Below are 13461 nucleotides of genomic sequence, written 5' to 3'. Positions count from 1 at the left end.
TTTCCCCTGCGCTTCCCGGCGCTACCTTGGTGCGGCGCGGGAAGCCGTTTGATCCTGCCGGGGCAGGCGAATTTCGAAGCACGCGCCGCCTTCGGGGCGGCTTTGCGCGCGGATGCTGCCGCCGTGGTCGGTCACGATGCGATGGCAGATGGCCAGCCCGACGCCCAGCCCATCGTCCTTGGTGGTATGGAACGCGTCGAACAGGCGCGGCAGGTCGTCGGCCGCGATGCCGCAACCCCGGTCGCGGATGGCCACCACCGCATCGTGGCCGTCCGCCGACAGATCCACGGTCAGTTGGCGGGCCTGTATTGGCGTTTCGGCCATGGCTTCCATTGCGTTGACGATCAGGTTGCCGAACAGCTGCTGCAGTGCGGCGGGCTCGGCCATGACGACGACGTCGTCGTGGCGCGCGTTCGCCGCCACGTGGATACCTTGACGCCGCAGGTCGTCGTCGAGCCAGTGCAGCGTGTCGCGCAGCACCGCGTGGAGCAGCACCGGCTGCCGTGGCCGTACGACGGGCGATGCCAGCGCCCTCAGGTGGGCCAGCAGCGTGCCCGCGCGCTGCGCGTCGGCCACCAGGCGTTCGAGCGACACGATGGCCGCCTCCACGTCGGGCGGGTCGTGTCGCAGCCAGCGCAGCGCCGACTGGCCCCGTGTCACCACCGAGGTCACCGGCTGCACGGCGTCGTGGACGACCATGGCCAGGCACCGACCCAGTAACGCCAGCCGGTCCGCGTGCACGGCCGGCGCCTGCAGGCGCACGTGTCCATGGTCGCCCCTGCACGCCGGGGCGCCGCGAACTGGTTCAGTCATGTCCTTCTCGCTGTCGATCTTGCCGATATGGCCGCCGGCACTCATGCCCACCCCCTTGCCGACCTGGACTTGATGTTAATAACCGGTGAATTGACCGTAAATGACAGCGTTCCCGTTTTTTCTGCCAGACTGCCAGCCGCTCCCGGCACGTCGGGCAAACGTCCTGTGCAATTGGTGCGTTTGTGGAAACAGCCCTGCGCGGGGCGCGGGCTTGTGACCGACCCCCGCACTGACTAGACTCGCGCCCAACTTGCCTTGCCGCCACGACCCCGCCGGCCCGAACCGTCGCGGGGATGCCCGGCCCATGCCCGGCGCCGGCCAGGCCCCATACGTGACACCGAGCCCGCGACACACGGGAGGAGACGAACAATGACCGCCTTGCCAACGCTCACGCGCATCGTCCCGGGTGTGCCGGCGGTGAAACGGCCGTGCCGCCGGCGGGCCAGGCACGGGCGCCGGCTTGCAAGGGATCGTCCCGTTGGCATAGCATCGGTCGACTACCGCAATCCCCCTCATGCTTCAGCACCAGCCGCCTCCCTCCGCCGGAAACATTGAAGACATGCCGCGCAACATCCTGTTCGTGGCATACCCCGATGTGAGCCTGCTCGACCTTGCCGGGCCCCAGACCGTGTTCTGGGCCGCGTCCAACTACGCACGTGCGCGTGGGTTGCCCGGCTATCGCTGCCACACGACCAGCTTTGCCGGCGGCATGGTGGCGACGGTGGAGGGCACCACGATGGATTCGGTGTCGCTGGCATCGTTCGACTTGCGGATGATCGACACCGTGATCGTGCCGGGGTCGCCCATCATCCTGGAGGTGGCGAAGCACGAGACCGCGCTGCTGGATTGGCTGGCCAATGCGTCGGGCACGATCCGCCGCATGGCGTCGGTGTGCAGCGGCGCCTTCCTGCTGGCATTCGCGGGCCTGCTCGACGGCAAGCGCGCCACCACGCACTGGGCCATGCTCGATCGCTTCCGCGAGTTGTTTCCCACGGTGGACCTCGATCCCGACGCGATCTTCGTGCGGCAGCAAAACCTGTGGACGTCGGCCGGCGTCACCACCGGCATCGACCTGGCGCTGGCCATGGTGGAAGCCGACTATGGCCACGAGGTGGCGCTCAATGCCGCCAAGGAACTTGCGGTCTACATGAAGCGGCCCGGCGCGCAACCGCAGCTGAGCGAGATCCTGATCTCCCAGAGCCGGCAGGTGCCGGTGTTCGAGGCGCTGCACCTGTGGATCGTGCAGAACCTGGCCACGCAGGACCTGTCCGTCGAGCAGCTGGCCGGATACGTCGGCATGAGTCCGCGCAACTTCGCACGGGTCTACAAGGAAAAGACCGGCCGTACGCCGGCCAAGGGCGTGGAGCACTTCAGGCTGGAAGCGGCGCGGCGGCAGTTGCAGGACCCGGGCCGCCCCATCGACGTGATCGCCCACGAGTGCGGCTTTGGCAGCGAGGAGCGCATGCGCGTGACGTTCCAGCGTCATTTCGGGCTGTCGCCGAGCGAATACCGGCTCAAGGTCAATCGCTAGGACCGCGCGCCGTCCGCCCCTGCGTGCTTTTTCGATCTGATTGGTGCAAATCAGGAAACACCGTGCGCCGGGCGTCGGTCTGGTGAGCCGCCCCGGCCGCATCTAGCATGCAAGGCACGTGGACTCGTTCCACTTTCGAGCATGGAGACGCATCATGAAGATCGTAGTCGTAGGGGGCACCGGCCTGATCGGCAAGAAGGTGATGGCGCGGCTGGCCGCGCAGGGGCATGACGCGCTGGCCGCGTCGCCGGGCACCGGCGTCAATACGCTGACGGGCGAAGGCCTGGCACAGGCGCTGGCCGGGGCCCAGGTGGTGGTGGACGTGGCCAATTCGCCATCGTTCGAAGACCAGGCGGTGCTGCACTTCTTCGAGACTTCGGGCCGCAACCTGGCGGCCGCCGAAAAGGAAGCCGGCGTGGCGCACCATGTGGCGCTGTCGGTGGTGGGTACCGACAAGCTCGCGCAAAGCGGCTACTTCCGCGCCAAGATCGCCCAGGAAGCCCTGATCCGGCAGGCGGGCATTCCGTACACGATCGTGCGCTCGACACAGTTCCTGGAATTCCTGGCCGGCATTGCGCAGTCGGCGGGGCAGGCGGACACGATCCGCCTCACCACGGCCCTGATTCAGCCGATTTCGTCCGATGACGTGGCCGATGCGGTAGCCGATGCCGCGCTGGCCGCCCCCGTCAACGGCACGATCGACATCGCCGGCCCCGAACGCTTCCGCATGAGCGACCTGGTGCAACGCTACCTGCAGGCCACCGGCGACCGCCACACGGTCGTGGCCGATCCCGCCGCGCGTTACTTCGGCGCCGACCTGCAGGAAGGCACGCTCGTGCCAGAAGGCGAGGCGCGTCTGGGCCACATTCATTTCGCAGACTGGATTCGTCAACTGCAGAAATAGTCTGGAGACGACGCGATGGAGAACGAGAGGTTGCAGCCTCCGCCATTGACGCTGCTCGACAGATACCGGGGCCAGGGCTTCACGGCGCTGTACACGACGACCGTCACGGTCGGCGGCGGCCAGACGGCGCATGGCCGCGCATCCGGCGTCGCCAGGTCCGACGATGGCAGCCTCTTCCTCGAACTGCGGTTGCCGGCGGCCATGGGCGGCCCCGGCGGCGGAACCAATCCCGAGCAGTTGTTCGCCGCAGGCTTCGCTGCGTGCTTTCACGGTGCGCTAAGCCTGCTGGCCAGGCGCGCGCAGGTGGAGATGGCCCACGCCACCGTTGCGGCCGAAGTCTCGTTTGGCCGCGATCCCGTTGACGGCGCTTACGCGCTGATTGCCGAGATCCGCATCCGCATGCCCGGCGTGGCCCGGCACGTGGCCGAGGCACTCGTGCGTGACACCGAGCGGCTGTGCCCGTACGCGAAGATGGCCCGCGGGGGCATCTACAGCATCGTGCGCGTCATCGACTGAGCAACGGACCGGTGCATGAGGGCCCGCCGTGCCGGGCAGTGCGCCATTGGTGCCGGCGCGGCAACAGACTGCGCACCTTGGCGGTACTACCGGCACGGCGGGCCGCGCACTACGATCCATATCAAGCCGATTCCGTTGCGCAACGCACTGCGGCGGGCGGCGAACGTATCCCCCTTGGTTCCGCAGGAGAGACACATGTCACAACGTTTGAACTACTTCCAACAATCGCCGGAACTGACGAAGAAGCTCGTCGAACTCGGTGCCCTGTTCCAGAAGACCACGCTCGAGCAGCACATCCGCGAGCTGGTGGAAATCCGCGCGTCGCAGCTCAACGGCTGCGCATTCTGCGTCGATATGCATGTCAAGCAGGCCAAGATCCACGGCGAGCGCGAACTGCGCCTGCATCACGTGGCCATCTGGCGCGAGTCCACGCTGTTCTCGCCGCGCGAACGCGCCGCGCTGGCCTGGACCGAGGCGCTGACCCAGCTGCCCGCCCATGGGGTGCCCGATGAGGTGTTCGAGCACGTACGCACGCAGTTTTCGGAGAAGGAGCTGTCCGACCTGACGTTCCAGATCGGCGCCATCAATGCGTGGAACCGGCTTAACGTGGCATTCCAGATGGTGCCGGGCTCGGCCGACAAGATGTTCGGTCTCGACAAGGCCGGACTGGAGTAAGGCCATGAGACGCGTCCTGTCCATCGCGGCCATGCTGGCTGCCTCATGTGCGCTGCTGGCACCGCCGGCCTTTGCCGCGGCGGCCGACGCGAAGGTCACGCCGCTGGCCACCGAACCGCTGCCCGAGTATCCGGGCAAGGAGGTGCAGATGATCATGGTGGAATACCCGCCCGGCGGCTACGACCCCGTGCATCGCCACGATGCCCATGGCTTCATCTACGTGCTCGAGGGCACCATCATCATGGGCGTGAAGGGCGGCAAGGAAGTCACGCTCAAGCCGGGCCAGACCTTCCATGAAGGTCCCGACGACATCCATACGGTCGGGCGCAACGCCAGCACCACCAAGCCGGCCAGGTTTATCGTGTTCCTGATCAAGAATCAGGGCGCGCCGATCCTGACACCCGTGAAGTAGCCGGTGCCATCGGGCCGGCAGGCGCGCCAGATCCGCGCGCGCCTGCCGCATCCGTTCCCCCCCTCGTTTCACCCATCCCTCCGCCATGCGTATCGATCGTTGTTCCGTCCCGCCAGGCCACCGCAGAGATACCGGAGTCCCATCGTGAACGCCATGACGTCAACGCCCGGCGGCCGCCGCGAGGCCACCGAACCCGTGGTCTACATCGTCGACGATGATGGGGACCTGAACGACGCACTGGCGGACCTGCTGCGGTCGGTCGGCCTGCGCGCGCGTTCGTTCCTGTCGGCCGACGCGTTCCTGAGAGCGCCGCTCGAACCGGCGCCCGGCTGCGTGGTGATGGACGTGCGGCTGCGCGGCGCCAATGGCCTGGAAGTCCAGCGCGAGCTGACCCGGCGCGGCATCTGCCTGCCGGTGGTGTTCATCACGGGCCATGGCGATATCGAGATGACGGTGCGCGCCATGAAGGCCGGCGCGCTCGATTTCCTGGCCAAGCCGTTCCGCGACCAGGACTTTCTGGACGCCGTGACCGAAGGGATCGCCGTGGACCGCTGCAACCGCCAGGCACTGCAATGCGGGGACGATCTGCGCGCGCGCTTTGCGACGCTGAGCGGCCGCGAGCGCGAGGTGATGGCACTGGCCGTGTCGGGCCTGATGAACAAGCAGATTGCCGGCAAGATCGGCATCAGCGAGGTCACGATCAAGATCCACCGCAGCCGCGCCATGCGCAAGATGGCCGCGCGCACGTTTGCCGACCTGGTCAAGATGGCGATCGAGCTCGATCTGCGACTGGATGCCGACACCGCCCGTATGGCCGCGACGCTGGCCGCGCCGCCGGCCGCCCAGGCGCCGCGCGCCGTCCTGAGCGGGGTAGACCAGCCGATGGTCGCGCACTGACAACGCAGACCTACGCCGACGCCTGCCCGGCGACGGCCGTGCGGTTCCGGCCGGCCTGCTTGGCCTGGTACATCAGCGTGTCGGCGTCCTTCAGGGCTTCGGCCAGCGACGCGGCGTTGCGCGGCCACGTGGTGACGCCAAGCGAAATGGTGATGTGACCAACCGGTGCGATGGCGGTCTGCTCGACCAGCCGCCGCAGGCGCTCTGCGGCTTCGCCCGCCGACCCGGCATGCATGTCGGGCAGCAGCATCAGGAACTCCTCGCCGCCCACCCGGAACGCCAGGTCGGTGGCGCGGCACACCTGGCGCATCATCTCCGCCAGCCGCTGCAGCACGATGTCGCCAGCATCGTGGCCATAGGTATCGTTGACCCGCTTGAAGTGGTCGATGTCGAGCGCGATCACGGCCACCTGCTGGCCGCTGGCCTCCAGCGCCGCCAGGCTGGCGTCGAGCGCGCGGCGATTGAGCAGGCCGGTCAGCGGATCGGTCTGCGATGCGATTTCCAGCCCCATCACCTGCATTCTGGCCAGGTCGATGCCGTGCAGCAGCGCCTGCTTCAGATGGCTGGCCTCGAAGTACCAGGCGTTGACCTGCGCCACGGAGCCGGTGCTTTCGATCAGACCCGTGGACGTGGTGCTGTCGGCCAGCTGCCTGAGCGGCCTGGCAATGTACCGTGTCAGGATCCATATCAGCACGAAGCCGATCACGGCAATCGGCGCGCTGGCGACGACAAACCGCTGCATCAGCGTGTCGATCGGTGCCAGCACCGAAGCCAGCGGCTGCTGGCTGACGATGGCCCAGCGTGCGGTGGGGATGCTGGCATAGCCCGCCAGCATCGCGCGGCCGTCGGCGTCCACCATCTCGATGCTGCCTTGTCCGGCGCCCAGCGCATGTTCGGTGGCCGGATTGGCCGCGGCGACGGCGCCGATCCGCGCCTTGACCGGATGGAACAGCAACTGGTGCCGGCCATCGACCGCGTAGACCTCAGAATCGGTGAGGAAAAAATGCTGGCTCATCAGTTCATGCAGCCGGCCGTCCTTCAGCAGATGGAGCGATCCGCCGATCAGTCCCAGATACGTGCCATGACGGTCGAAGATCGGCACGGAGACGAAGATCACCAGGTTGCCGGCAAGCGACTGATACGCGTTGCTGACGACTGGCTTGCGACCACGGACCGCGCCGATCTGTTCCGGCGACTCGACCGTGCGTTGCTCAAGGTGCAGTGCCTCGGGCAGGGCCGCGACGATGCGGCCGCTGGCGTCGACGATGGCGACGGCGTCAAAATCCCGGCCCAGCGACGTCAGCCGCTCCACGGCGTCGCGGCGGGCCGCGGGGTCGTCGAAGTGATCGGCAAGCCGTTCGCCGGCTTGTTGGAACCGAAACTGCGCCTCGCGCAGGAACCCGTCGATCGAGGACGCAACGCGCGCGCTGTAGGCCCGGTTGGCTTCCAGCGACCGCTCCACCAGCGTTTGCCGCTCGATCCGGTACGCGGCGTAGAGGCAGTTGCCCAGCGTGACGACGCAGGCTGTCAGCGTCAGGCCCAGAATCAGGGTTCGCAGGTCGATTTTCTGGCGTGCCATGAGCGTGCGGAGGTTACGTTCCGGGCGGGAAGCGTTTGCCGCAGCCTGCGCAGGCTAGCGGCCGACGGGGGAGACTGACGCCCAGAGCATACAAGCTGGCCGCGGTTTATGCGAAAAAAATGGCCCCGGCGGGTGCCAGGGCCATCGATCAGGCGACAAGGGGAAGGAAACGGCTATTGCGCCGTCCAGCCCCCGTCCATCGCCCAGGCGGCGCCGCGTACCTGGTCGCCGAACGGCGAGCACAGCATCAGCACCAGGTTGCCCAGTTGCTCGGGCGTGACGAATTGCCCGGAGGGCTGCTTGTCGGACAGCAGGCGGGCCTGCGCGGCCTCGGCGGTGATGGCGTCGCGCTGGGCAATCGCGTCGATCTGGGCGGCGACCAGCGGCGTCAGGACGAAGCCCGGGCAGATCGCGTTGCAGGTGATGCCGGTGGCGGCCGTTTCCAGCGCGGTGACCTTGGTCAGGCCCACCAGCCCGTGCTTGGCGGCCACATAGGCCGACTTGCCGGCGGAGCCGACCAGCCCATGCACCGAGGCGATGTTGACGATGCGGCCCCAGTTGGCGGCGCGCATGCCCGGCAGCGCCAGGCGCGACGTATGGAAGGCCGACGTCAGGTTGATCGCCAGGATGTCGTCCCACTTCTGCACCGGGAAATCCTCCACGGGCGACACATGCTGGATGCCCGCATTGTTGACCAGCACATCGACCCCGCCGAAACGCGCGGTCGCCAGCGCGAACATGGCCTCGATCTCGTCGGGGCGGCGCATGTCGGCGGCGTGATGGATCACCTCGGCGCCGAGGGTGCGGATGCTTGCCAGGGCGGCCTCGATGTCGCCGAAGCCGTTGAGCACGATATTGGCGCCGGCCTGCGCCAGCGCCTGGGCGATACCCAGACCGATGCCGCTCGTGGAGCCGGTGACCAGCGCGGTCTTGCCATGCAGATTGACCATGATGCTTCCCTGGGTGCGGTCAGACCAGACCGGTCGTGTAGAACACGAAGATCACGAAGAACACGGCCAGCGTCTTGATCAGCGTGATGGCGAAGATGTCGCGGTACGACTCGCGGTGCGTGAGGCCGGTCACGGCCAGCAGCGTGATCACCGCGCCGTTGTGCGGCAGCGTGTCCATGCCGCCGCTGGCCATCGACACCACGCGGTGCAGCACTTCCAGCGGAATCTGCGCGGCCTGCGCGCCCTGGATGAACAGGTCGGACATGGCGGCCAGCGCAATGCTCATGCCGCCCGATGCGGAGCCCGTGATGCCGGCCAGCGTGCTGACCGACACGGCGGCGTTGACCAGCGGGTCCGGAATGCTGCGCAGGGCATCGCTGACCACCAGGAAGCCCGGCAGCGCGGCGATCACGCCGCCAAAGCCGTATTCCGACGCCGTGTTCATCGACGCCAGCAGCGCGCCCGACACGGCACTCTTGGTGCCCTCGGCAAAGCGCGCCTTGACGGCGCCGAACGCGGTCAGCAGCACGATGACGATGCCCAGCAGCAGGGCGCCTTCCACGGCCCAGATGGCGGTCACGCTGGCGATCTTGGTTTCCACCGGCTTGGGCAGGCCCGGCAGCGACACGCTGTTGGACTGGCCGTACCAGAGCGGGATCATCCGCGTCAGCCAGAAGTTGGACACGCCCACCACCACCAGCGGCAGGATGGCCAGCAGCGGCGGCGGCAGCTTGCCGCCTTCCACGCGCTGCGGCTCGTTCAGCAGGTTCGTGCCGTAGCCCTCGCCACGGGCGGCGGCCGCGCGGCGGCGCCATTCCAGATACGACAGGCCGACGATGATGATGAACAGCGAGCCCGCCACGCCCAGCGCCGGTGCGGCCCACGAGGTGGTCTTGAAGAACGTGGTCGGGATGATGTTCTGGATCTGCGGCGTGCCCGGCAGCGAATCCATCGTGAACGAGAACGCGCCCAGGGCGATGGCACCCGGCATCAGGCGCTTGGGGATATTGCTCTGGCGGTAAAGCTCGGCGGCAAACGGGTAGACCGCGAACACGACCACGAACAGCGACACGCCGCCGTAGGTCAGCAGCGCGCAGACCGCCACGATCACCGCGTTGGCGCGCGAGCGGCCGATGTAGCGGATGGCCGCGGCCACGATCGATTCGGAAAAGCCCGACAGTTCGATGACCTTGCCGAACACGGCGCCGAGCATGAACACCGGGAAGTACAGCTTGACGAAACCGACCATCTTCTCCATGAAGATGCCGGAAAACACGGGCGCCACCGCCGACGGGTCGGTCAGCAGCACCGCGCCCAGCGCAGCCAGCGGCGCGAAGAGGATCACGCTGTAGCCGCGATAGGCGGCGAACATGAGAAAGGCCAGTGCGGCGAGCACTATGACAAAAGACATGAGGTCTCCATTGCTTGTTCTTGAATGCGGTCGAGCCGTGGCAGGTTACCCCGGTGCCGTGTAATGCGAGAGTCCCCTGCGCGGATGACAGGGGACCGCTTGATTAGCAGGCTCCGTGCCACATTCAAAAGTTAAGAATAAGGCGCAAATAGTGTAGTCTGGCTCCTGTTGTCTCTTCATTGAGACAAAGCAAGCGATGCGCACGGCGTTGAAGTCTCCGTTATGAGACACTTCGCGTCTACAAATCGAGACAACCCTTTCCCGGACCCGCAGCCATGCACAAGATCGCCGACCCAAGTGGCGCCCTGCTGTTCGACTACGACTACGTGGCGCGACGTGCCATGGAGTCGCTGTTCCGCACCTTTGAAAACTTCAGCGAAGGCACGTTCGTGGTGGACGAGCACGCGCGCGTGGTCTGGATCAACAAACGCTATGCGGCGCGCTTCGGGTTCACCAACCCGCAGGACGCGATCGGGCTCGATTGCGAGCAGGTGATTCCGAACAGCCTGATGCGCGAGGTCGTCACCACGGGCAAGCCGATCCTGCTGGACCTGCTTGAAACCGACCGCGAACCGATGATCGTCACGCGCCTGCCGATCAAGGACGACAGCGGGCGCACCATCGGCGGGGTCGGGTTCGCACTGTTTGACGAACTCAAGGCGCTGACGCCGATCTTTGCGCATTACTCGCGGGCCCAGGCCGAACTGGCGGCGGCGCGCCGCTCGCTCGATCATGCGCGCCGGGCCAAGTACACGTTCGCCAGTTTCGTCGGTGCCAGCCCGGCGGCCCAGGAGGTCAAGCGCCAGGCCCGGCGGGCCGCGCTGGTGGAGTCGCCGGTGCTGCTGCTGGGCGAAACGGGTACCGGCAAGGAACTGCTGGCGCACGGCATCCACGCGGGTTCGGCGCGTGCCGAGCGGCCGCTGGTCACCGTCAACGTGGCGGCCATTCCCGATACGTTGCTGGAAGTGGAGTTCTTCGGTGCCGCGCCGGGCGCCTACACGGGCGTGGACCGCAAGGGGCGCGTCGGCAAGTTCGAGCTGGCCGATGGCGGCACGCTGTTCCTCGACGAAATCGGCGAGATGCCGCTGGCGCTGCAAAGCAAGCTGCTGCGCGCCCTGCAGGACCGCGAATTCGAGCCGCTGGGGTCGAACCGCATCGTGCGCAGCGACGTGCGGATCATCGCGGCCACGTCCGCAGACCTGCCCGCGCTGGTCGCCGAAGGCCGTTTCCGCGCCGATCTCTATTACCGGCTCAATGTGCTGTCGATCGACCTGCCGCCGCTGCGCGAGCGCCGGGCGGATCTGCTGCCGCTGGTGTACGCCATCGTCGAGGAACTGAGCATCAAGGCCGAGCGCCACCCGATGGGCCTGCGCGACGATGCCCTGCGGCTGCTGCACGACTATGACTGGCCCGGCAACGTGCGCGAACTGCGCAACGTGCTGGAGCGCGTGGTGATGCTGTGCGACGAGGATTCGGTGGACGCGGCCACGCTGGCGCCGCTGCTTGGCACGCGCCGCACCGGCCCGGCGCCGGTGGCCGAACCGGAGGTTTCCAGGGACGAACCGTCCGCACCCGTCGCGCAGGCCCCGCAGGCCGTCGTGCCCGCTCCCGCGCCTGCGCCGGCAGCGCCCGCGCAGACCTACGCGGCGGCCATGGCGCAATTCGAAGCCGCGTTCCTGGCCCAGGCGCTCGATGCATGTGGCGGACGCGTCGCAGAGGCCGCCGCGCGCATCGGCATCAGCCGGGCGGCCTTCTACAAGAAGTTGGCCGCCACGCGCGGCGGGCTGTGATAAGGTCGCCGGCAGAGAGGCTCCGCCCTGGTGTTGATCGCGGCGAGAGCGCCAGCCAGGAGACCGCCGATGCGCAATGCGCTGACATTCCAGGATGCCCTGCAGGCCGACGTGCTTGCCGCCGGACACGATGACGTGGCCGACCGCAGCGAACTGCTGCGCCGTGCCCACGGACGCTCGGCCGGTTTCGGGCTCGACGCCGCGCAAGTTCCCGACTATCAACCGCTGAGCCGCCGCGCGCTGGGCGAACGCGTCGAGCGCAACCGCGCGCTGTACCGCCTGGCGCTGCCCGTGATGGAAGGCCTGTACCGGCAGGTGGCCGGCACCGACAGCCTGGTGCTGCTGAGCGACAGCGGCGGCGTCATCCTGCACAGCGTGGGCGACGGCGATGGCAGCGGCTTTGCCGCGCGTGCGCGCGACGTGGCGCTGGCGCCCGGCGTATCGTGGTCCGAGGCCAGCAAGGGCACCAACGCCATCGGCACCGCGCTGGCCGAGGGACGCTCCGCCATCATCCATGGCGACGAACACTTCCTGCACGCCCATCGCCAGCTCACCTGTTCCTGTACGCCGATAGCCAGCCCGACGGGTGACTGGCTGGGCGCGCTCGACGTCAGCGGCGACCCGCGCGGTTTTCATCCGCACACGATGGCGCTGGTGCGCATGTCGGCGCAGACCATCGAGAACCAGCTGTTCGCCGCCCAGTTTGCCGATGCACTGCTGGTGCGCTTTCACGGCCGGCCCGAACTGGTCGGCACCCTGTTCGAGGGCATGGCCGCGTTTGCGTCCGATGGCACGTTCCTGGCCGCCAACCGCAGCGGCTGGTTCCAGCTTGGCATGCGGGCCGATGTGCTGGCCGGCGCCACTTTCACCGAACTGTTCGGCCTGCCGATGCCGCCGTCCGGCACCGCCGATACGCTGCTGCGCGACGTGGCGTTGCCGAGCGGCGTGCGCATTTACGCGCGGCTGTCGCATCGGGCGGAATCTGCCGCCCCGTCGAGCGTGCCGCAGCCGGCGGTCCAGCCGTCGTCGGCGCTGGCGCGCCTGGACACCGGCGACGCGCGCATGGCCGCCGTGCTCCAGCGCGTGGCGCGCCTGCGCGGGCGCGATATCCCGCTGCTGATCCTGGGGCGCACCGGGTCCGGCAAGGAATGGCTGGCGCGGGCCGTGCATGCCGATTCGCCACGGGCCAGCGGCCCGTTCGTGGCCGTCAACTGCGCGGCCATTCCCGAGACGCTGATCGAGGCCGAGCTGTTCGGCTACGAAGACGGCGCGTTCACGGGCGCGCGGCGACGCGGCCACGCCGGCAAGATCGCGCAGGCGCACGGCGGCACGCTGTTCCTGGACGAGATCGGCGACATGCCGCTGGCGCAGCAGGTGAGGCTGGTGCGCGTGCTGCAGGAGCGCGCGGTGACCGCGCTGGGCGGCACGCACAGCACGCCGGTCGATATCCGCATCGTCTGCGCCACGCACCGCGACCTGCGCGCGCAGATGGCCGACGGCACGTTCCGCGAAGATCTGTACTACCGCATCCACGGGCTGGCCGTGACCTTGCCGCCGCTGGCCGGGCGCAGCGATTTCGACGCGCTGGTGTCGCGCATCCTGCAGGACGAATGCGCACACGGGCCGCAGGCCATCTCCGCACCGGCGCTGGCGCTGCTGCGCCGGCATGCATGGCCGGGCAACCTGCGCGAGCTGGCCAGCGTGCTGCGTACCGCAGCATTGATGGCCGAAGGCGAGGCGCGGATCGACGTCGAGCACCTGCCGGACGACTTTGCCGCGCAGCCGGCGATGCAGGCCACGCCGGCCGCCCGGGCCACGGCCGATGCCGATGCCGGCGCGGGCAGCATGCGCGACTGGGAAGCGGCGCGCATTCGCGAAGCCCTGGCGCGCCACGGCGGCAATGTCAGTGCCGCGGCGCGCGAGCTTGGCGTGTCGCGCAATACCATCTACCGGCGTCGCTAACATCGGCCTGGCCGGCGCCGC

At 68.1% G+C, this 13461-nt stretch carries 12 protein-coding genes; 8 read left to right on the top strand and 4 right to left on the bottom strand.

Annotated elements, in window-relative coordinates:
- Positions 1–21: 21 nt before the first annotated feature.
- On the bottom strand, positions 22–858 hold the full coding sequence (locus AC24R4_RS13805) for a sensor histidine kinase (protein WP_487523271.1): 837 nt from the start codon (positions 856–858) through the stop codon (positions 22–24).
- Between the two features lie 514 nt (positions 859–1372).
- Here AC24R4_RS13805 and AC24R4_RS13800 point away from each other — a divergent pair.
- The 6 genes from AC24R4_RS13800 to AC24R4_RS13775 all read left to right on the top strand — a co-directional run bounded on the left by AC24R4_RS13800 (position 1373) and on the right by AC24R4_RS13775 (position 5748).
- Positions 1373–2344 carry a GlxA family transcriptional regulator gene (locus AC24R4_RS13800; RefSeq protein ID WP_487523270.1) on the top strand — a complete coding sequence of 324 codons (972 nt, stop codon included), beginning with the start codon at positions 1373–1375 and terminating at the stop codon, positions 2342–2344.
- 154 nt (positions 2345–2498) lie between these two features.
- Entirely contained in the window at positions 2499–3248 is a 750-nt protein-coding gene (locus AC24R4_RS13795; protein WP_487523269.1) for an SDR family oxidoreductase, read from the top strand.
- A gap of 15 nt (positions 3249–3263) precedes the next feature.
- The gene (locus AC24R4_RS13790) at positions 3264–3764 is read left to right on the top strand and encodes an Ohr family peroxiredoxin (RefSeq protein WP_487523268.1); all 501 of its coding nucleotides are present in this window, start codon (positions 3264–3266) and stop codon (positions 3762–3764) included.
- A gap of 195 nt (positions 3765–3959) precedes the next feature.
- Positions 3960–4439 carry a carboxymuconolactone decarboxylase family protein gene (locus AC24R4_RS13785; protein ID WP_487523267.1) on the top strand — a complete coding sequence of 160 codons (480 nt, stop codon included), beginning with the start codon at positions 3960–3962 and terminating at the stop codon, positions 4437–4439.
- A 4-nt stretch (positions 4440–4443) separates the two neighbouring features.
- Positions 4444–4851, top strand: coding sequence for a cupin domain-containing protein (locus tag AC24R4_RS13780; protein ID WP_487523266.1), 408 nt, complete (start codon positions 4444–4446; stop codon positions 4849–4851).
- 153 nt (positions 4852–5004) lie between these two features.
- Positions 5005–5748, top strand: a complete 744-nt coding sequence (locus AC24R4_RS13775; protein WP_487523954.1) for a response regulator transcription factor — start codon at positions 5005–5007, stop codon at positions 5746–5748.
- 10 nt (positions 5749–5758) lie between these two features.
- Here AC24R4_RS13775 and AC24R4_RS13770 read toward each other — a convergent pair whose 3' ends face one another.
- From AC24R4_RS13770 to AC24R4_RS13760, 3 genes are all read right to left on the bottom strand, one after another.
- Positions 5759–7327, bottom strand: coding sequence for a diguanylate cyclase (locus AC24R4_RS13770; RefSeq protein ID WP_487523265.1), 1569 nt, complete (start codon positions 7325–7327; stop codon positions 5759–5761).
- 173 nt (positions 7328–7500) lie between these two features.
- Positions 7501–8277 (bottom strand): 3-hydroxybutyrate dehydrogenase, encoded by a 777-nt coding sequence (locus AC24R4_RS13765; protein ID WP_400396452.1) that lies wholly within the window; start codon positions 8275–8277, stop codon positions 7501–7503.
- A gap of 19 nt (positions 8278–8296) precedes the next feature.
- Positions 8297–9688: a GntP family permease gene (locus tag AC24R4_RS13760; RefSeq protein WP_400396455.1), complete on the bottom strand. Its 1392-nt coding sequence runs from the start codon at positions 9686–9688 to the stop codon at positions 8297–8299.
- 275 nt (positions 9689–9963) lie between these two features.
- Between AC24R4_RS13760 and AC24R4_RS13755 the strand changes: the two genes are divergently transcribed.
- Positions 9964–11478 (top strand): sigma-54 interaction domain-containing protein, encoded by a 1515-nt coding sequence (locus AC24R4_RS13755; RefSeq protein ID WP_487523264.1) that lies wholly within the window; start codon positions 9964–9966, stop codon positions 11476–11478.
- A gap of 69 nt (positions 11479–11547) precedes the next feature.
- The gene (locus AC24R4_RS13750; RefSeq protein WP_487523263.1) at positions 11548–13440 is read left to right on the top strand and encodes a sigma-54-dependent Fis family transcriptional regulator; all 1893 of its coding nucleotides are present in this window, start codon (positions 11548–11550) and stop codon (positions 13438–13440) included.
- Positions 13441–13461 lie beyond the last annotated feature (21 nt).

The sequence above is a fragment of the Cupriavidus sp. CER-90 genome, assembly GCF_057652055.1.
Note: the sequence above shows the minus strand (reverse complement) of the source record. Positions and strands in the feature narration are given on the sequence as shown.

Excerpts from the sequence above, each read along its gene's own strand:
- AC24R4_RS13805 (WP_487523271.1), bottom strand. The coding sequence starts at position 858 with ATGAGTGCCGGCGGCCATATCGGCAAGATCGACAGCGAGAAGGACATG.
- AC24R4_RS13750 (WP_487523263.1), top strand. The coding sequence starts at position 11,548 with ATGCGCAATGCGCTGACATTCCAGGATGCCCTGCAGGCCGACGTGCTT.
- AC24R4_RS13765 (WP_400396452.1), bottom strand. The coding sequence starts at position 8,277 with ATGGTCAATCTGCATGGCAAGACCGCGCTGGTCACCGGCTCCACGAGC.
- AC24R4_RS13755 (WP_487523264.1), top strand. The coding sequence starts at position 9,964 with ATGCACAAGATCGCCGACCCAAGTGGCGCCCTGCTGTTCGACTACGAC.
- AC24R4_RS13800 (WP_487523270.1), top strand. The coding sequence starts at position 1,373 with ATGCCGCGCAACATCCTGTTCGTGGCATACCCCGATGTGAGCCTGCTC.
- AC24R4_RS13785 (WP_487523267.1), top strand. The coding sequence starts at position 3,960 with ATGTCACAACGTTTGAACTACTTCCAACAATCGCCGGAACTGACGAAG.
- AC24R4_RS13775 (WP_487523954.1), top strand. The coding sequence starts at position 5,005 with ATGACGTCAACGCCCGGCGGCCGCCGCGAGGCCACCGAACCCGTGGTC.
- AC24R4_RS13790 (WP_487523268.1), top strand. The coding sequence starts at position 3,264 with ATGGAGAACGAGAGGTTGCAGCCTCCGCCATTGACGCTGCTCGACAGA.
- AC24R4_RS13770 (WP_487523265.1), bottom strand. The coding sequence starts at position 7,327 with ATGGCACGCCAGAAAATCGACCTGCGAACCCTGATTCTGGGCCTGACG.
- AC24R4_RS13795 (WP_487523269.1), top strand. The coding sequence starts at position 2,499 with ATGAAGATCGTAGTCGTAGGGGGCACCGGCCTGATCGGCAAGAAGGTG.
- AC24R4_RS13780 (WP_487523266.1), top strand. The coding sequence starts at position 4,444 with ATGAGACGCGTCCTGTCCATCGCGGCCATGCTGGCTGCCTCATGTGCG.
- AC24R4_RS13760 (WP_400396455.1), bottom strand. The coding sequence starts at position 9,688 with ATGTCTTTTGTCATAGTGCTCGCCGCACTGGCCTTTCTCATGTTCGCC.